General features: G+C 62.5%; 19 protein-coding genes. 2 read left to right on the top strand and 17 right to left on the bottom strand.

All coding sequences use genetic code 11. From position 1 onward, the window contains the following. The first annotated feature begins 29 nt into the window (after window positions 1-29). The gene (gene fliK / locus PST29_RS08565; protein WP_060842826.1) at window positions 30-1619 is read left to right on the top strand and encodes a flagellar hook-length control protein FliK; all 1590 of its coding nucleotides are present in this window, start codon (window positions 30-32) and stop codon (window positions 1617-1619) included. Beyond that, window positions 1616-1945 carry an EscU/YscU/HrcU family type III secretion system export apparatus switch protein gene (locus tag PST29_RS08560; protein WP_060842825.1) on the top strand — a complete coding sequence of 110 codons (330 nt, stop codon included), beginning with the start codon at window positions 1616-1618 and terminating at the stop codon, window positions 1943-1945. Before fliK ends, PST29_RS08560 begins: the two co-directional genes overlap by 4 nt. A gap of 57 nt (window positions 1946-2002) precedes the next feature. On the opposite strand, the gene PST29_RS08555 is transcribed toward PST29_RS08560, so the two are convergent. The 17 genes from PST29_RS08555 to fliQ form a co-directional block, all read right to left on the bottom strand. Beyond that, a complete protein-coding gene (locus PST29_RS08555; RefSeq protein ID WP_016965424.1) occupies window positions 2003-2395 on the bottom strand; it encodes a DUF2802 domain-containing protein in 393 nt (130 codons plus the stop codon). Beyond that, window positions 2396-2878: a chemotaxis protein CheW gene (locus PST29_RS08550; RefSeq protein ID WP_011060011.1), complete on the bottom strand. Its 483-nt coding sequence runs from the start codon at window positions 2876-2878 to the stop codon at window positions 2396-2398. 79 nt (window positions 2879-2957) lie between these two features. Further along, window positions 2958-3860, bottom strand: coding sequence for a CheW domain-containing protein (locus tag PST29_RS08545; protein ID WP_060842824.1), 903 nt, complete (start codon window positions 3858-3860; stop codon window positions 2958-2960). Window positions 3861-3944: 84 nt separating this feature from the next. Further along, window positions 3945-4733, bottom strand: a complete 789-nt coding sequence (locus PST29_RS08540; protein WP_060842823.1) for a ParA family protein — start codon at window positions 4731-4733, stop codon at window positions 3945-3947. A 50-nt stretch (window positions 4734-4783) separates the two neighbouring features. Next, window positions 4784-5668 (bottom strand): flagellar motor protein MotD, encoded by an 885-nt coding sequence (gene motD, locus PST29_RS08535; RefSeq protein WP_060842822.1) that lies wholly within the window; start codon window positions 5666-5668, stop codon window positions 4784-4786. Between the two features lie 2 nt (window positions 5669-5670). Next, complete coding sequence (locus tag PST29_RS08530; protein ID WP_016963185.1) at window positions 5671-6411, bottom strand: flagellar motor protein; 741 nt, start codon at window positions 6409-6411, stop codon at window positions 5671-5673. Beyond that, window positions 6411-7526: a protein-glutamate methylesterase/protein-glutamine glutaminase gene (locus PST29_RS08525; RefSeq protein WP_060838156.1), complete on the bottom strand. Its 1116-nt coding sequence runs from the start codon at window positions 7524-7526 to the stop codon at window positions 6411-6413. Before PST29_RS08525 ends, PST29_RS08530 begins: the two co-directional genes overlap by 1 nt. A 47-nt stretch (window positions 7527-7573) precedes the next feature. Continuing rightward, window positions 7574-9847 (bottom strand): chemotaxis protein CheA, encoded by a 2274-nt coding sequence (locus PST29_RS08520; RefSeq protein ID WP_060842821.1) that lies wholly within the window; start codon window positions 9845-9847, stop codon window positions 7574-7576. A 12-nt stretch (window positions 9848-9859) separates the two neighbouring features. After that, a complete protein-coding gene (locus PST29_RS08515; RefSeq protein WP_047284566.1) occupies window positions 9860-10648 on the bottom strand; it encodes a protein phosphatase CheZ in 789 nt (262 codons plus the stop codon). 30 nt (window positions 10649-10678) lie between these two features. Beyond that, on the bottom strand, window positions 10679-11050 hold the full coding sequence (locus PST29_RS08510; protein ID WP_003183998.1) for a chemotaxis response regulator CheY: 372 nt from the start codon (window positions 11048-11050) through the stop codon (window positions 10679-10681). A gap of 165 nt (window positions 11051-11215) precedes the next feature. Beyond that, entirely contained in the window at window positions 11216-11956 is a 741-nt protein-coding gene (gene fliA / locus PST29_RS08505) for an RNA polymerase sigma factor FliA (RefSeq protein WP_011060003.1), read from the bottom strand. After that, window positions 11953-12783 carry a flagellar synthesis regulator FleN gene (gene fleN / locus PST29_RS08500; protein WP_016963180.1) on the bottom strand — a complete coding sequence of 277 codons (831 nt, stop codon included), beginning with the start codon at window positions 12781-12783 and terminating at the stop codon, window positions 11953-11955. Before fleN ends, fliA begins: the two co-directional genes overlap by 4 nt. A gap of 118 nt (window positions 12784-12901) precedes the next feature. After that, window positions 12902-14224 carry a flagellar biosynthesis protein FlhF gene (gene flhF / locus PST29_RS08495; protein ID WP_060838154.1) on the bottom strand — a complete coding sequence of 441 codons (1323 nt, stop codon included), beginning with the start codon at window positions 14222-14224 and terminating at the stop codon, window positions 12902-12904. An 11-nt stretch (window positions 14225-14235) separates the two neighbouring features. Continuing rightward, window positions 14236-16365 (bottom strand): flagellar biosynthesis protein FlhA, encoded by a 2130-nt coding sequence (gene flhA, locus PST29_RS08490; protein WP_060842820.1) that lies wholly within the window; start codon window positions 16363-16365, stop codon window positions 14236-14238. Between the two features lie 298 nt (window positions 16366-16663). Continuing rightward, on the bottom strand, window positions 16664-17839 hold the full coding sequence (flhB, locus tag PST29_RS08485) for a flagellar biosynthesis protein FlhB (RefSeq protein WP_060838152.1): 1176 nt from the start codon (window positions 17837-17839) through the stop codon (window positions 16664-16666). Window positions 17840-17842: 3 nt separating this feature from the next. Then, complete coding sequence (gene fliR / locus PST29_RS08480; protein ID WP_060838151.1) at window positions 17843-18625, bottom strand: flagellar biosynthetic protein FliR; 783 nt, start codon at window positions 18623-18625, stop codon at window positions 17843-17845. 4 nt (window positions 18626-18629) lie between these two features. Further along, complete coding sequence (fliQ, locus tag PST29_RS08475) at window positions 18630-18899, bottom strand: flagellar biosynthesis protein FliQ (RefSeq protein ID WP_011059988.1); 270 nt, start codon at window positions 18897-18899, stop codon at window positions 18630-18632. Between the last annotated feature and the right edge of the window lie 18 nt (window positions 18900-18917).

The following is an 18917-nucleotide window of genomic DNA, read 5'->3' as shown; positions in this document are numbered from 1 at the left end:
GAGGGCTAATTTCCACAGGTTGTGTCCGAATGACTGGCGAAATAAACATCCTGCCGCTGCCCCAGGCGCCCGCCCCCGGCCCCTCGCGCCCTCAGCCGATCAGCGGCGAACTGCTCAAGCTGGTGCCGCCCCTGGAAGGCTTGATTGCCGCCGGCCAGAGCGCCAAGGCCGAAGTGCTGTCGCTCAAGCAGACCGACCAGACCTTCCAGCTGCTGCTCAAGGTGACCCTGGACAATGGCCGGCAAACCACCGTGCAGGCCTCCAGCAGCCAGCCCTTGCCCCAGGGCACCAGCCTGGCGGTGATCCAGCCTTCGGCCGGCAACCTGGCGATCACCGTGCAGCAGGCCATTGCCTCCAGCGTCGCCGCCCTGACCCGCCTGGACACCAGCCAACTGCCTCCAGGCACCCTGCTCCAGGGCAAGGTCCTGACGAGCCAGCTTCTGCCCCAGGGCAGCAACCAGCCGGCGATCTACCGCTCTCTGGTCAGCCTGCTCAATACCGCTCAAAGCGGCGCCACCTTGAGCATCGATAGCCCGCAGCCGCTGCGTATCGGCAGCCTGCTCAGCGCCCTGGTCTCGGATGCGCAGACCCTGAACTTCGTCCCCCTGGGCAACCGCCAGGAACAACTGGCCATCGCCGCACAACTGGCCAGCCAGCAAAGCCGCCAGGGCTCCCTGAACGGACTGATCAACCTCCTGCAGAGCCTGCCCGCCGACAGCGAACTGTCCACTTCATCGACCGACCTGCGGGCCGCCGTGGAACGCTTGCTGGCCGGCTTGCCGGACCAGCAGCAACTGAGCAACTCGCGCGGAGTGGCCCAGGCCCTGCTGGGCAGCGGTCTGTTTCTGGAAGCCAAGCTGCTGGCCGGAGCCAATCCCGCTCAGACGCCCGACCTGAAGGCCGACCTGCTGCGCCTGATCGCCCAGCTGACCCCGGGACTGCCCTCCTCCAGCAGCTTCAACGCGATCATCGCCGCCAACACCCTGGCGCAATCGCTGCCGAGCTTCGTGCGCAGCGCCCTGGGCACCCTCGGCCAGGTCAGCGCCAAGACACCACCCGGCGGCTTCCCACTGCCGGAACGACTGCTGCAAAGCCTGGAAGGCGAAGGCGATCTGCAACATTTGCTGCGCCTGGCGGCGGCGGCGGTATCACGCCTGCAAAGCCACCAGCTGGCGAGCCTGGAACAGAGCGGCCTGACCGATGATGGTCGAAAACTGACCACCTGGCAGTTGGAGATCCCCATGCGCAACCTGCAGGACATCGTGCCCTTGCAGGTCAAGCTGCAACGGGAAGAAGCGCCGGATCCCGAACCTGAACCCTCGCACAAGCGTGAAGAGCGTCCGTCCAAGCAGGCGCTGTGGCGGGTCGACCTGGCGTTCGATCTCGACCCGCTGGGCCCGCTGCAGGTCCAGGCGCAACTGATTCAAGGGCGCCTGTCCAGCCAGCTGTGGGCCGAGCGTCCCTACACGGCAAGCCTGATCGAGAGCCACCTGGGCCACCTGCGCGAACGCTTGCTAGCCTCGGGACTGGATGTCGGCGATCTGGACTGCCACCTGGGCATCCCGCCCCGGGGTCCGCAAACCCGATTGGAACAACGCTGGGTCGACGAAACCGCATGAAAGACTCTCCACCACCGCGCCAGGCCATTGCCCTCAAGTACGACGGCCAGCAAGCGCCGACCCTCACCGCCAAGGGCAACGATGAACTGGCGCAAGCCATCCTGAAGATCGCTCGGGACTATGAAGTACCGATCTATGAGAACGCCGAACTGGTGAAGCTGCTGGCCCGCCTGGAACTGGGCGAGAGCATTCCGCCGGAGCTGTACCGGACCATTGCCGAAATCATCGCCTTCGCCTGGAACCTCAAGGGCAAGTTTCCGGCCGGACATGATCCGCAACAGGTCGAACAGGAGAAGGACATCACGGAGGGCAGCTACAAGCTGTAAGCCGCAAGCTTCAAGCTGGAAACTTGCAGCTGACGGCTTGCAGCTTGCCGCTGAAGCTCAACCTTTGTGCAGCTTGCTGACCAGTTCCGCCTCGGCCTGGGTCAGGCCGCAGGACTGGGTCAGTTCATCGACGCTGGCACCCATGCCCACCAGGCGCGCGGCCTGGGCGAAGGACAGGCTGGAGGGGTCGCGCTGCTCCAGCTGGGCCAGTTTGTCCGGCAACGGCGCCACCACCGCCCGCAGTTCATGCAGATCCTCGCCCATGCGCACCGTACCGTTCTGGTAATGGTCGACACGCTTGGCCAGCTCCTTGATCCGCTGATCGCGCACGGCATCGCCTTCGGCTTGCTGGGCGGCGATCTGCCGCTGATTGCGGGTGTACGACAGAAACAGCGCCACAGTGGCGACCCAGAGGATCGCCAGGACAATCACCGCTACCTCGAGGATCAATCAGATACTCTCCAGTTCCGACCATTCCTCTTCGCTCATCATCTTGTCCAGCTCGACCAGAATCAGCAGTTCGCCGTTCTTGTTGCAGACGCCTTGAATGAACTTGGCCGACTCTTCGTTACCCACATTCGGTGCGGTTTCGACTTCCGACTGACGCAGGTAAACCACTTCCGCCACGCTGTCGACCATGATCCCGACCACTTGCTTGTCGGCTTCGATGATGACGATCCGGGTGTTGTCATTGACTTCGGTGGGCACCAGGCCGAAACGCTGGCGAGTATCGATCACGGTGACCACATTGCCGCGCAGGTTGATGATCCCCAGCACGTAGCTCGGAGCACCCGGCACCGGAGCGATCTCGGTGTAGCGCAGCACTTCCTGGACGCGCATCACGTTGATGCCGTAGGACTCGTTATCCAGCTTGAAGGTGACCCATTGCAGGATCGGATCTTCGGAACCCTGTGCAGACGACGACTTATTCATACCCTGACCCCTCAAAAAACCGTTGAAAACGGCGTGTGTTCTGTGTGGCTGCGCCCAACGGACGCCGCCTGTGTTTGCTTCACTTCGGCTTGTGGGCCGCTTGACTGATAGCCAGCTGCTTGGCACCACCGGTGGCGATCAACTCCGCCAGTTCGGCCACGTCGAGCAAGGCGCACATGTGTTCGATCACGGTGCCGGCGAGCCACGGGCGTTGCCCACGATGACTGCGCCACTTGATTTCGTTGGGGTCCAGGCGCAACGAACGGCTGACCTGATGCACCGCCAACCCCCACTCATAGCCCTGGACCGAGATCACGTACTGCAGGCCCTGGCGGAAATCATCGCGGTAACGATCCGGCATGACCCAACGGGCGGTATCCAGCACTTTTAGGTTACCGGCCTGGCTCGGCAGGATACCGAGGAACCACTCCGGCTGACCGAACAGCGGCGTCAGTTCCTGCCCTGCCAAAGAATAGATCGACCCCAGGCACACCAGCGGCACCGCCAGGGTCAGCCCGGCGACATCGAACAACAGGCATTCGAAAGGCTCTGCCGCCCAGCTGGGACGGTCGCTGCCGGTGACCGGAGGCGGTGTATTGCTGGGTGGCAGGTGCACTTCGACCACCGGCGGCACCAGCGCCTGAAGCATCGGCACCACGGGGGAAATCGAAGTCAGCACCGGCGGCGGTGCTTCCAGAACGGCCGGCGCCGGCATCGACTCCGCCACCCGGGCGACGGGAGCCGCCTGCTGCTGAATCAGCGCATCCCGCGCCTGCTCTTCCAGCACTGCTGCCTGGAACTCGTCCAACACCTCAGTGCCGGCCTCGGGCGTGACCAGCGGAGCTGGCGGCGTGACCTCGACGGCAACCGCAACGGCAGGCTCCGGAGCCAGTTCTTCTTCGGTGGCGTCCTGCAGCAAAGCGTCCAGGTACGACTGCAGCGCCAGTTGGGGCCGGCTCTTGATATCCAGAGGACGGTTCATAAGGATACCCACGCGAAAACCTCGACACAGTGACCTGTGGAGGTTATCGGCCAGGCCGTCGGGCGACTTGAATAAGCCTTCACGTCAAGCCACCTGCGCCACGAGCTGCTGGGCCAGCAAGTGCTTGAGCAAGGCCTTGTAGGCCAGTACGCCGCGACTCTTGCCATCGAACTGGGAAGGAGTGACCCCTGCCCGGCTGGCGTCCCGCAGGCGGGTATCCACCGGGATGTAGCCTTGCCAGATTTCTTCGGGAAACTTGTCCCGCAGGATCCGCAGCGTGCCCAGGGACGCCTGGGTCCGTCGATCGAACAGGGTCGGCACAATGGTGAACGGCAGTGGCTGCTTGCGCGAGCGGTTGACCATCGCCAGGGTGTTGACCATGCGCTCCAGGCCCTTGACCGCCAGGTGTTCGGTCTGCACCGGGATCACCAACTGCTGGCTGGCCGCCAGGGCGTTGACCATCAACACACCGAGCAACGGCGGGCTGTCGATGACCGCATAGTCGAAATCCTGCCACAGCTGCGCCAGGCTCTTGGCGATCACCAGGCCCAGGCCGCTCTGCCCCGGCGACTGGCGTTCGAGGGTGGCCAGGGCGGTGCTCGACGGCAACAGGGAAATGTGTTCATGGCTGGTGCCCAGCAGCAGCTGGCCCGGCAGGTCCTGGGGCACGTTGCCCTTGTGCAGGAACAGATCGTAGCTGCTGTGCTCCAGGCTGTCCGGGTCGTAGCCGAAGTAGCTGGTCATGGAACCGTGGGGGTCGAGATCGACCACGACCACGCGCTTGCCCGCCTCGGCCAGCAAGCCGGCTAAAGCGATGGAACTGGTGGTTTTACCAACACCACCCTTTTGATTGGCGACTGCCCAGACTCTCATTCGGTTGGTTCCTCCCGCCCGGCCACAGCAGGGCGAGACATAGCGCTAAGTTATAAAGCGGGTGACGGAGAATTGACGGCGCTTCCCTGTACCGGCGTTTTGACCGGGGTTGGTGCAGTTTGTGTGCCAGCACGCTTGAGTGCCGCATCCGGTGTTGCATTGGCGGTGCCGGTGCCGGTCAGGCTGCGCCGCACATCGAGATTGCGCGACACCACCAGCACCACCCGCCGATTGCGTGCCCGGCCTTCGGCAGTGGCGTTGTTGGCCACCGGCTGGAACTCGCCATAGCCCACGGAGGCCATCCGCGCCGGATTGACACCCTGCATCGCCAACATGCGCACGATGCTCGCCGAGCGAGCCGAGGACAGCTCCCAGTTGGTCGGGTATTGCGCGGTCTGGATCGGCTGATTGTCGGTGAAGCCTTCGACATGGATCGGGTTGTCGAAGGGTTTGAGGATCTTCGCCACCTTGTCGATGATGGTGAACGCCTGGTCGCTGGGCATGGCGTCGCCACTGCCGAACAACAGGCTGGAGTTGAGTTCGATCTCCACCCACAACTCGTTGCCGCGCACAGTCATCTGGTTCGAGCTGATCAGATCGCCAAAGGCCGCGCTAATGTCATCGGCGATGCTCTTGAGCGGATCGCTGCCAGCGGAAATCCCGGCGTCGGTCTGCTCGCTGTCCTTGACCAGAGGCTTGGCCGGGGTCACGGTCTTGGGCCGCTCATCACCGATGGGAATCGGCTTGAGGCTGCGATCGGAGTCGGTAAAGACCCCGATCAGCGCCTCGGAAATCACCTTGTACTTGCCCTCGTTGATCGAGGAGATCGAGTACATGACCACGAAAAACGCGAACAGCAGGGTGATGAAGTCGGCGTAGGAAACCAACCAGCGTTCGTGGTTGACGTGTTCTTCTTGCTGGCGACGACGAGCCATAGTCAGTCCATGAAGCCTTGCAGCTTCAACTCGATGGAGCGGGGGTTTTCGCCTTCGGCGATCGACAGGATGCCTTCGAGCAGCATTTCCCGGTAACGGGACTGGCGCAGGGCGATGGACTTCAGCTTGGCGGCGATCGGCAGCAACACCAGGTTGGCGCTGGCCACCCCGTAGATGGTGGCGACGAACGCCACGGCAATGCCGCTACCCAGTTGCGACGGATCGGCCAGGTTGCCCATGACGTGGATCAGCCCCATGACCGCACCGATGATGCCGATGGTCGGCGCATAGCCGCCCATGCTCTCGAAGACCTTGGCGGCCTCGATATCACGACTTTCCTGGGTGTAGAAATCCACTTCGAGGATGCTGCGGATGGCTTCCGGCTCGGCGCCGTCCACCAACAGTTGCAGGCCCTTGCGCGAATAGGTGTCCGGCTCGGCATCGGCCACGCCTTCCAGGCCCAGCAGGCCCTCCTTGCGCGCGGTCAGGCTCCAGTTGACCACCCGGTCGATGCCGCCGGGCAGATCGACCCGCGGCGGAAACAGGATCCACACCAGGATCTGCATGGCTCGCTTGAAAGCGCTCAACGGCGACTGCAGCAAGGCCGCACCGATGGTGCCACCGAGCACGATCAGTGCGGCCGGGCCGTTGGCCAGTGCCGACAGGTGACCACCTTCCAGGTAGTTGCCGCCGATGATGGCGACAAACGCCATGATGATCCCGATTAGGCTGAGCACATCCATCAGAGACAGGCCTCGACCAGATGCCGGCCGATGTCGTCCAGGCTGTACACCGCGTCCGCCAGGTTGGCTTTGACGATGGCCATGGGCATGCCATAGATCACGCAGCTGGCTTCATCCTGGGCCCAGACCGCGCTGCCGCCCTGCTTGAGCAGGCGGGCGCCTTCGCGACCGTCGGCGCCCATGCCGGTGAGGACCACCGCCAGAACTTTGTCGCTGTAGGACTTGGCCGCAGAACCGAAGGTGATGTCCACGCACGGCTTGTAGTTCAGACGCTCATCGCCAGGAAGAATCTTCACCGCGCCACGACCGTCGATCATCATCTGCTTGCCGCCCGGCGCCAGCAGCGCCAAGCCTGGACGCAGGATGTCGCCATCCTCGGCTTCCTTGACGCTGATGCGGCAGAGCTTGTCCAGACGCTCGGCGAAGGCCTTGGTGAAGGCCGCCGGCATGTGCTGGATCAGCACGATGGGGGCCGGGAAGTTGGCCGGCAGCTGGGTCAGGACCCGCTGCAGGGCCACCGGGCCACCGGTGGACGTACCGATCGCCACCAGCTTGTAGGCCTTGCGCTTGGGCGCCGGCGATGCCGGACCTGGAGCCGCTGCCGGAGCACGGACCGGAGCCGGTGCTGGCGCCGGGCGCGCACCGCCGAAGCTCGACGGAGTCGGAGCCGGTGCAGCCGGTTGCGGCGCCGGAGCGCTGTAGCTGCTGAAACGACGATTGCTGCGCGAGATGCTGTGGACTTTCTCGCACAGCAGCTGCTTGACCTTCTCGGGATTGCGCGAGATGTCTTCGAAATTCTTCGGCAGGAAATCCACGGCCCCGGCATCCAGCGCATCGAGGGTCACTCGAGCGCCTTCATGGGTCAGGGAAGAGAACATCAGGACCGGCGTCGGGCAGCGCTGCATGATATGCCGTACTGCGGTGATGCCATCCATCATCGGCATCTCGTAGTCCATGGTGATCACGTCCGGCTTGAGCGCCAGGGCCTGATCGATCGCCTCTTTACCGTTGGTCGCCGTACCGACGACCTGGATATTCGAATCCGCTGAAAGAATTTCCGAGACGCGGCGGCGGAAAAAACCCGAATCGTCCACCACCAGGACTTTGACTGCCATAAACACTCCGTTAGGTGGGGCGAGGCCAACCGCCCCTCCCCGCCGAATCAAATACGCCGTGCGGCGTAACGCTTGAGCATGCTCGGAACATCGAGAATCAGAGCAATGCGGCCGTCACCGGTAATGGTGGCGCCGGACATGCCTGGGGTTCCCTGAAGCATTTTGCCCAAGGGCTTGATGACCACTTCTTCCTGGCCCACCAACTGATCGACGACAAAGCCGATCCGCTGGGTGCCCACCGAAAGGATCACTACGTGGCCTTCACGCTGCTCTTCATGAGCGGCGGAACTGACCAGCCAGCGCTTGAGGTAGAACAGGGGCAATGCCTTGTCACGCACGATCACCACTTCCTGGCCGTCCACCACATTGGTGCGGGACAGGTCGAGGTGGAAGATTTCGTTGACGTTGACCAGCGGGAAGGCGAACGCCTGGTTGCCCAGCATCACCATCAGGGTCGGCATGATCGCCAGGGTCAACGGCACCTTGATGACGATCTTCGAACCCTGGCCCTTGGTCGAGTAGATGTTGATCGAGCCATTGAGCTGGGAAATCTTGGTCTTCACCACGTCCATGCCCACGCCACGGCCGGAGACGTCGGAGATCTCGGTCTTGGTGGAGAAGCCCGGGGCAAAGATCAGGTTGTAGCACTCGGTGTCGCTCAGGCGGTCGGCGGCGTCCTTGTCCATCACGCCGCGCTTGACGGCAATGGCTCGCAGAACGTTGGGGTCCATGCCCTTGCCGTCGTCGGAAATCGACAGGAGGATGTGGTCACCTTCCTGCTCCGCCGCCAGCACCACTTTGCCGCCACGGGCCTTGCCCGAGGCTTCGCGCTCTTCCGGCGATTCGATGCCGTGGTCCACCGCGTTGCGCACCAAGTGCACCAGCGGGTCGGCCAGGGCCTCTACCAGGTTCTTGTCGAGGTCGGTTTCTTCCCCCACCAGTTCCAGGTTGATCTCCTTCTTGAGCTGCCGGGCCAGGTCGCGAACCAGACGCGGGAAGCGCCCGAACACCTTCTTGATCGGCTGCATGCGGGTCTTCATCACCGCGGTCTGCAGGTCGGCGGTCACCACGTCCAGGTTGGACACCGCCTTGGACATGGCTTCGTCGCCGCTGTTCAGGCCCAGGCGCACCAGACGGTTACGCACCAGCACCAGCTCGCCGACCATGTTCATGATTTCGTCCAGGCGCGCGGTATCGACCCGCACCGTGGTTTCCGCTTCGCTGGCCGGTTTTTCCGCTGGCGGCGCCGCTGCGGCACGAGCCGGTGCCGGCGCTGCAGCCGCAGCCGGTTTCGGCGCTTCGGCCTTGGCTTCGGGCTTCTTGGCCACGGGTTTGGCGACGGCGGCGCTGGTTGCTGCAGCCGGAGCCGGGGCAACTGCCGCTGCAGGTTTCGCCGCACCCGGGGCTTCAGAGAACTTGCCCTTGCCGTGCAGCTCATCCAGCAGGGATTCGAATTCGTGATCGGTGATCAGGTCGCTACCGGCTGCTGCGGCGCTGGGCGCCTGCGCGGCAGGCACCGCGGCCACTGCTGACTCCAGTGCGTCCACGGCAAAGTTGCCCTTGCCATGCAACTGGTCCAACAGGGCTTCAAATTCGTCATCGGTGATTTCGTCGCCAGCCGCGGCAGCACCAGCGGCAGCAGCAGGCGCTGCGGGAGCTACGGCATCGGGAGCGAACTGCCCCTTGCCATGCAGCTGGTCCAGCAGGGACTCGAACTCGGCATCGGTGATCTCATCGCTGGCAGGCTCGCCCTCGGCCACCGGTGCGGCAGCAGGCGCAGCCTCGGCGTCAGCCTTGGCGGCATTCAGCGAGTCGAGCAAGAGTTCGAATTCGTTATCGGTGATATCCCCTGATGAGGCCTCAGCCTCGGGCTCAGGCTCGGCAGCGACTTCGGCCACTTCTTCGACCGCCGGCGCTGCAGGTTCGGCACCGGCAGGCTCGGCCAGACGCGCCAACGCGGCCAGCAGTTCCGGTGTCGCAGCAGTGATTTCGGTGCGCTCACGGACCTGGCTGAACATGCCGTTCACCGCGTCCAACGCCTCGAGCACCACGTCCATCAGCTCCGAATCGACCCGTCGCTCACCCTTGCGCAGGATGTCGAAGACGTTCTCGGCGATGTGGCAGCACTCCACCAGCTCATTGAGCTGGAGGAAGCCGGCGCCCCCTTTAACAGTGTGAAAACCGCGAAAAATTGCATTGAGCAGGTCCGCATCGTCCGGTCGGCTTTCCAGCTCGACCAGTTGTTCGGACAGTTGCTCTAGAATCTCGCCGGCCTCAACCAGGAAATCCTGAAGGATCTCTTCATCGGCGCCGAAGCTCATTAATGGGTGCTCCTAGAATCCAAGGCTGGAAAGCAAATCGTCTACATCGTCCTGACCGGACATAACGTCTTCCCGTTTATCGGCATGAATCTGCGGACCTTCACCCTTGGCGAGATGTTTTTGCGGATCTTTTTCCGCGAGGATCGATTCACGGTCATGTTCGATACCGGCGAAGCGATCGACCTGGCTGGCCATCAAGACAAGTTTGAGCAGATTGCTTTCGACTTCAGTGACCAACTGGGTCACACGCTTGATCACTTGACCGGTCAGGTCCTGGTAATCCTGCGCCAGCAGAATGTCGTTAAGGTGGCCGGAAACGGTGCGGGTTTCCTGCTCGCTGCGCGTCAGGAAACTGTCGACCCGGCGCGCCAGTTCGCGAAACTCTTCAGCACCGACCTCGCGCCGCATGAAGCGCCCCCAATCTGCGCTCAGGGCCTGGGCTTCAGTGCTCAGGCCATTGACCAGCGGGGTGCTGCTCTCTACCAGGTCCATGGTGCGGTTGGCGGCGGCTTCCGTGAGCCGGACCACATAGGACAGGCGCTCAGTGGCATCCGTGATTTGTGAAACTTCCTCGGCTTGCGGCATGTGCGGGTCAATCTGGAAATTGACGATCGCGCTATGCAACTCGCGGGTGAGCTTGCCCACTTCCTGATACAGGCCGCGGTCACGGGTCTGATTGAGCTCATGGATCAATTGCACAGCTTCGCCGAACTTGCCCTTTTCCAGGCTTTCGACCAGTTCCAGCGCATGTTTTTTCAGGGTCGACTCAAAGTCGCCCAGTGAAGATTCGTTATGCTCCATAGCTCCCCCGTGGCGGAATGGCTACGTACATCAACCGATGCGTTCGAAGATCTTTTCGATCTTCTCTTTCAACGCCTGAGCCGTGAATGGTTTGACTACATAGCCGTTAACGCCGGCCTGGGCAGCTTCGATGATCTGCTCGCGCTTGGCTTCCGCAGTCACCATCAACACCGGCAGGTGCTTGAGCTTTTCATCGGCACGCACGTGGCGCAGCAGGTCGATCCCGGTCATGCCCGGCATGTTCCAGTCCGTTACCAGAAAGTCGATGCTCCCGCTGTTGAGTACCGGAATGGCGGTAGTGCCATCGTCGGCCTCGACCGTGTTGGTGAAACCCAGATCACGCAACAGGTTTTTTATGATCCGCCGCATCGTTGAAAAGTCATCAACGATGAGGATTTTCATGTTCTTGTCCAATTCGACCTCCAAGCAGTCTTAAACGCATCCAGCACCTGAACGCGCCATTCAATCAATTCGGCATAACACACAACGACTGCATGGAGCACATACTGCAAGACCGGCGCAGCGCTTGCCTTACCGGTCCCGATCGCAGTGTCCCCACACTGCCTGTCAGCGCGCTCGCCACTCCCCCAAACGCCCCCGCAAACGGGCCGCGCACTGGCTGTGTAACTGGCTGACCCGCGATTCGCTGACCCCCAGGACCTCACCGATTTCCTTGAGATTCAGTTCTTCGTCGTAGTACAGCGCCAACACCAGTCGCTCGCGCTCCGGCAAATTGGCAATCGCATCCGCCAAGGCAGCCTGGAAGCGTTCATCCTCCAGGTCCCGTGACGGCTCGAGATGAGCACTGGCGCCATCCTCATGCAGCCCTTCATGTTCGCCGTCCTGCAACAGGTCGTCGAAACTGAACAGGCGGCTGCCCAAGGTGTCGTTCAAAATCCCGTAATAATCGTCGAGACTCAATTGAAGTTCGGCCGCAACTTCGTGATCTTTAGCGTCACGACCGGTTTTAGCTTCAATTGCACGAATGGCATCGCTGACCATGCGTGTATTACGGTGCACCGAACGCGGTGCCCAGTCGCCTTTGCGAACCTCGTCGAGCATCGCCCCGCGGATACGGATACCCGCATAGGTTTCGAAACTCGCCCCCTTGCTCGCGTCGTACTTGGTCGACACTTCGAGCAAACCGATCATTCCGGCCTGAATCAGGTCTTCCACCTGAACACTGGCCGGCAACCGCGCCAGCAAGTGATAGGCAATGCGCTTGACCAGAGGCGCGTAGCGCTCGATCAATTCATATTGGCTGTCACGTGCCGACTTCTTGTAGAGGTTGTAGCCGCTGGCAGTCATAGCACCGGTCCCGCTGTTTGATGCACTAGGCGCTCGACAAAAAACTCCAGATGCCCGCGTGGGTTCGCCGGCAACGGCCAGGTATCGACTTTTTGCGCGATGGCCTTGAACGCCAATGCACACTTCGAACGAGGAAAGGCTTCATAGACCGCACGCTGCTTTTGCACGGCCTTGCGCACGCTTTCGTCGTAGGGAACTGCGCCGACGTATTGTAAGGCCACGTCCAGAAAGCGATCCGTGACCTTGGTCAATTTTGCAAACAGGTTGCGCCCTTCCTGAGGGCTTTGGGCCATGTTGGCCAGGACCCGGAAACGGTTCATGCCGTAGTCGCGGTTGAGCAACTTGATCAGCGCATAGGCATCGGTGATCGAAGTCGGTTCGTCGCAGACCACCAGCAACACTTCCTGGGCCGCGCGTACAAAACTGACTACCGAGTCACCAATACCCGCAGCGGTATCGATCACCAGCACATCGAGGTTGTCGCCGATGTCGCTGAAGGCCTGGATCAGGCCGGCATGCTGGGCGGGACTCAGGTGCACCATGCTTTGGGTGCCGGAGGCGGCCGGGACGATACGGATACCGCCGGGGCCCTGGAGCAGCACATCGCGCAACTCACAGCGCCCTTCGATGACATCCGCCAGGGTGCGCTTGGGTGTCAGGCCCAGCAGGACATCGACGTTGGCCAGTCCCAAGTCGGCGTCCAGCAGCAAGACCCGCCGGCCGAGCTCAGCCAGAGCCAGGGACAAGTTCACTGACACATTAGTCTTGCCGACGCCACCCTTGCCGCCGGTCACCGCAATCACCTGTACGGGATGCATGCTGCCCATGTTCTTTCTTTACCTTGTCTTACTTAGACGGGGCCACATAACTGGCTGCGCGTTCACCGTTGGAACAATGCATGGCAGACCATCGATGTAGATACACTGCAATCTTTTCATGTCTAACTCAGCCGACCCGCTTGGTCGGGCTGTGGTAGAGGTCAGCGAACATGTCGGCCATGGCTTCTTCGCTGGGTTCTTCCTGCATCTGCACGCTCACTGCGCGGCTCACCAACTGATGCCGGCGAGGCAGGTGCAAATCGTCAGGAATCCGCGGGCCGTCGGTCAGATAGGCGACCGGCAATTCATGACTGATGGCCAGGCTCAAGACCTCGCCAAGACTGGCTGTTTCATCCAGTTTAGTCAGGATGCAACCGGCCAGACCGCAGCGCTTGTAGCTGTGGTAGGCGGCGGTCAGCACCTGCTTCTGGCTGGTGGTCGCCAGCACCAGATAGTTCTTCGCGCGGATCCCGCGACCGGCCAGGCTTTCCAGCTGCATGCGCAATGCCGGATCGCTGGCCTGCAGGCCGGCGGTGTCGATCAGCACTACGCGCTTGCGCAGCAGCGGGTCCAGCGCCTGGGCCAGGGATTGGCCAGGATCAACATGGGTCACCGAGACATTGAGGATACGCCCCAACGTCTTGAGCTGCTCCTGGGCGCCGATACGGAAGCTGTCCATGCTGACCAGGGCAATGTTCTGTGCGCCGTACTTGAGTACATAGCGTGCGGCCAGCTTGGCCAGGGTGGTGGTCTTGCCCATGCCGGCGGGGCCGACCATGGCGATTACGCCACCTTCTTCCAGGGGCTCGACTTCCGGCGTCAGGATCATCCGCGCCAGGTGCGCCAGCAGCATGCGCCAGGCCTGACGCGGCTCGTCGATATCGGTGATCAATGCCAGCAGATCACGGGCCAGCGGACCGGACAGGCCGATGCGCTGCAGACGGCGCCAGAGGTTGGCCTGCTCCGGGCGACTGCCCTGCAATTGGCTCCAGGCCAGGGAACCGAGCTGCACTTCCAGCAGCTCGCGCAGGCCGTTGAGCTCGAAACGCATCGAGTCCAGCGCACGGGAATCCGCAGCCGGTGCGACTGGCGCCGGGGCCGGACGCGGACGCTCGGTCAGGGTCGGCTCGATCAGCGGTTCGGCAGCGGTCAGCGGCAGGCCGGCGAACAGCTGGCGATTGGTGATCGAGGCGTTGTCGCCCTCGCCCCGCAGGCTCAGTTCGGCCTGGGCGGTGACGATCCGCGACTGAGTCTTGCGCAGCTCGTCCTCAAGCTCCATGTTCGGAACCCGTGGCGACAGGGCCGACAACTTGTAATCCAGGGCAGCCGTCAGCTCGACCCCGCCGGCAATCCGCCGGTTGCCGATGATGGCAGCTTCAGCGCCCAACTCATCACGAACCAGTTTCATGGCCTGACGCATATCGGCGGCGAAAAAACGCTTAACTTGCATAACCCACTACCTCAGCCGTTGGGCCCTACTGTCGCAACGATGGTCACTTGCTTGTTGTCGGGAATTTCCTGGTACGCCAGCACATGCAAACCTGGAACGGCGAGACGCCCGAACCGCGAAAGCATGGCGCGGACCGGACCCGCTACCAACAGAATCACCGGTTGACCTTGCATCTCTTGACGCTGCGCCGCTTCGATCAGCGAACGTTGCAGCTTCTCAGCCATGCTTGGCTCCAGCAGAACGCCTTCTTCCTGGCCTTGTCCTGCCTTCTGCAAACTGCTGAGCAAAATTTGTTCCAACCTTGGCTCCAAGGTGATCACAGGCAGCTCAGACTCAGTGCCTACAATGCTTTGGACGATTGCACGAGACAGTCCGACGCGAACCGCCGCGACCAAAGCGGCAGTATCTTGACTCTTGGCGGCATTGTTGGCGATGGCCTCGGCGATGCTGCGGATGTCCCGCACCGGCACCTGTTCGGCCAGCAGCGCCTGCAACACCTTGAGCAGTTGTGACAGCGACAGCACCCCCGGCACCAGTTCCTCCGCCAGCTTTGGCGAACTCTTGGCCAGCAGTTGCATCAGTTGCTGCACTTCCTCGTGACCGATCAGCTCGCTGGAGTGCTTGTAGAGAATCTGGTTCAAGTGGGTGGCGACCACGGTACTGGCGTCCACCACGGTGTAGCCCAGGGACTGCGCCTGGGGCCGCTGGCTGATCTCGATCCACACCGCCTCCAGGCCGAAGGCCGGATCCCGGGCGGAAATGCCGTTGAGGGTGCCGTAGACCTGCCCCGGGTTGATCGCCAGCTCGCGATCCGGGTAGATCTCGGCCTCGGCCAGGATCACCCCCATCAGCGTCAGGCGATAGGCGCTGGGCGCCAGGTCCAGGTTGTCGCGGATATGCACGGTGGGCATGAGGAAACCCAGGTCCTGGGAGAGCTTCTTGCGCACCCCCTTGATCCGCGCCAGCAACTGCCCACCCTGGTTGCGATCCACCAGGGGAATCAGGCGATAACCCACTTCCAGGCCGATCATGTCGATCGGAGTCACGTCGTCCCAGCCCAGTTCCTTGGTTTCCATGGCCCGGGCCGGAGACGGCAGCAGGTCCTGCTGACGCTGGATCTCTTCCTGCGCCTTGACCTTGACCAGATTCTGCTTTCTCCAGACCAGATACGCCGCGCCGCCGGCCACCGCCGCCAGGCTCAGGAAGGAGAAGTGCGGCATGCCCGGCACCAGCCCCATCACCGCCATCAACCCCGCCGCCACCGCCAGCGCCTTGGGCGAGGCGAACATCTGCCGGTTGATCTGCTTGCCCATTTCTTCGGAACCCGAAGCCCGGGTGACCATGATGGCCGCCGCGGTGGACAGCAACAGCGATGGCAATTGCGCCACCAAACCGTCACCGATGGTCAGCAAGGCGTAGACCTTGCCGGCATCGGCAAAGCTCATGTTGTGCTGGAAGATACCGACCGCCATGCCGCCGATCAGGTTGATGAAGAGAATCAGCAGACCGGCGATGGCGTCACCGCGGACGAACTTGCTGGCACCGTCCATGGAGCCGTAGAACTCGGCCTCCTGGGCCACTTCCAGACGGCGCAGCTTGGCCTGGTTCTGGTCGATCAGGCCGGCGTTCAAGTCAGCGTCGATGGCCATCTGCTTACCGGGCATGGCATCCAGGGTGAAGCGTGCGCTCACCTCGGAGATCCGTCCGGCACCCTTGGTCACGACCACGAAGTTGATGATCATGAGGATCGCGAAGACCACGATACCGACCACGTAGTTGCCGCCGATCACCACCTCACCGAAGGCCTGGATCACCTTACCGGCGGCGGCATGGCCCTCCTGGCCGTGAAGCATGACCACCCGGGTCGAGGCCACGTTGAGCGCCAGGCGCAACAGCGTGGCCACCAGCAGGATGGTGGGGAACACGGCAAAGTCCAACGGCCGCAGGGCATACACGCAAACCAGCAGGACCACGATCGACAGGGCGATGTTGAAGGTGAAGAACACGTCCAGCAGGAACGCCGGCACCGGCAGCATCATCATGGCCAGCATGACCAACAGCAGCACCGGTACACCCAGGTTGCCTCGACCGAGGTCAGCCAGGTTACTGCGAGCCGTGCTGATTAACTGAGAGCGATCCACCGATTTACCCCGTTCCGTAAAGCAAACTTTTGACGCCTGAAGCGGCACGGGGCTGCTACTGCAAGAAGCCTTCCAACTTTGCCGCAGAGCGCGATCGCGCCCTGAACCTGAAGGAATCCGGGTGTCGACGGACAAGATCGCGAGGCCGCCCTCGTGGGCAAGAGGGACGACGCAGGTCGGCTGCAGGAGCCAGGGTTACAAGGCCAGATAATGGCAATTAGCCATTTTTCTGACTGAATCAGGTCCCGTTCGCCGATAAAGCCGCGCCCGGTCGATGCCCGCCCCTGAATCCCCGTACCTAGAGAGGCTCCACCGGGCCGCCGGGGGATTGCTTGCCGGACGTGTCACGCCGCAAGTCTGGCGGAATCGGCAGGTCCTTGAGCGGATCGGGGCGCTTGCCCTTGCCCGCGCGATGCTGGCGAATCTGGTAGACGTAGGCCAGGACCTGAGCCACCGCCAGGTACAGGCCCGCCGGGATCTCTTCCTCAAGTTCGGTGGAGTAGTAGATCGAACGCGCTAGCGCCGGGGATTCCAGCAGCATCACTTCATGGGCCACGGCAATTTCGCGGATCTTCAAGGCCAGAAAATCGCTGCCCTTTGCCAGCAGCACTGGCGCCCCGCCCTTCTCGGCGTCGTACTTGAGAGCCACGGCGTAGTGGGTCGGGTTGGTGATGACCACGTCGGCCTCGGGAATCGCGGCCATCATCCGCCGCTGGGACATCTCGCGCTGAGTCTGGCGAATCCGCTGCTTGACCTCGGGCCGCCCCTCCTGATCCTTGTGCTCGTCACGCACTTCCTGCTTGGTCATCAGCAGTTTCTTGTGGGCCTGATACATCTGCACCGGCACATCCACCGCGGCGATCAGGATCAGCCCGCACGCCATCCACAAGGTGCTCCAGCCCACCACCTGGACGCTATGGATGATCGCCAGCTCAAGGGGTTCATGGGCGATCCGCAGCAGGTCGTCAATGTCCGACGACAACACCGAAAGCGCCACGAACAGCACCAGGCCGAACTTGGCCAGGGCCTTGAGCAATTCGATCACCGCCGAGAAGGCAAACATCCGCTTGAGGCCGGCGGCCGGATTCATCCGACTGAACTTGGGCGCCAGGCTCTTGCCCGCGAACAGCCAGCCACCCAGGGAAATCGGACCGATGATGGCCGCCAGCAGCAAAGTCAAAAGCACCGGCTGCACCGCCAGGATGGCGATCTTGCCCGAGTGCAGCAGGTACTGCCCCATGGCTCCCGGACTGAGCAGCACCTCCCGGGGCAAGGAAAAATTCAGGCGCATGATTTCCAGCAGGTCCTGGGCCAGGCCACCGCCATACACCAGCAGACCGCCGGCCCCCGCCAACATGATCGCCAGGGTATTGAGCTCCTTGGAACGGGCGATCTCGCCCTTTTCCCGGGAGTCCTTCTTGCGCTTCTCCGTGGGGTCTTCTGTCTTGTCCTGACCGCTTTCGCTCTCGGCCATGGCTCAGCGCGCCTTTGCCAGTTCGCGTAAGAACTGCAGGGCCTCGGAGGCCAGCGGTTGATACTGGTTGAGAATGTCGGCCAGGCTGATCCAGACGATGGCCATGCCCAGCACCAGGGTCAGCGGGAAACCGATGGAGAAGATGTTCAACTGCGGCGCCGCCCGGGTCATCACGCCAAAGGCGATGTTGACCACCAGCAGGGCCGTGATCGCCGGCAGCACCAGCAGCAGCGCCGCTCCCAGCACCCAACCCAGCTTGCCCGCCAGCTCCCAGTAGTGATTGACCATCAGGCCGCCCCCCACAGGCAACGTGGTAAAGCTCTCGGTGAGCACCTCGAACACCACCAGATGGCCGTTCATGGCCAGGAACAGCAAGCTCACCAGCATGGTGAAGAACTGCCCGATCACCGCCACCGACACGCCGTTGGTGGGGTCGACCATGGAGGCGAAGCCCATGCCCATCTGGATCGCCACGATCTGCCCGGCAACCACGAAGGACTGGAAGAACAACTGCAGCGAGAAGCCCAGCACCGCGCCGATCAGGATCTGCTCGGCAATCAGCAGCAGGCCGCTGAGGTCCAGGGCATGCACCTCGGGCATGGGCGGCAGGCCCGGAGCGATGACCACGGTAATCGCCAGGGCGAAGTACAGACGCACGCGACGCGGCACCAGGGTGGTACCGAAGATCGGCATCACCATCAGCAGCGAAGTGACCCGGAACAGCGGCAGCATGAAGCTCGCCACCCAGGTACTGATCTGGGTGTCGGTCAACGCCAGCAGGGACATCGGCTCAGCCGATCAGCTGAGGAATACTGCCGTACAACTGACGGATGTATTCCATGAAGGTTTGCACCAGCCAGGGGCCGGCGACGATCAGGGTCACCAGCATCACCAGCAGGCGCGGCAGAAAGCTCAGGGTCTGCTCGTTGATCTGGGTGGCCGCCTGGAACATGGCCACCATCAAGCCCACCAGCAGGCTGGGCACCACCAGCACCGCCACCATCATGGTGGTCAGCCAGAGCGCTTCGCGAAACAGGTCTACCGCGACTTCAGGAGTCATTGTCGAGTACCCGCTAAC

This window comes from Pseudomonas sp. St29 (genome assembly GCF_001547915.1).
Taxonomy (GTDB): Bacteria; Pseudomonadota; Gammaproteobacteria; order Pseudomonadales; family Pseudomonadaceae; genus Aquipseudomonas.
This window is presented reverse-complemented; position numbering and strand designations above follow the sequence as displayed.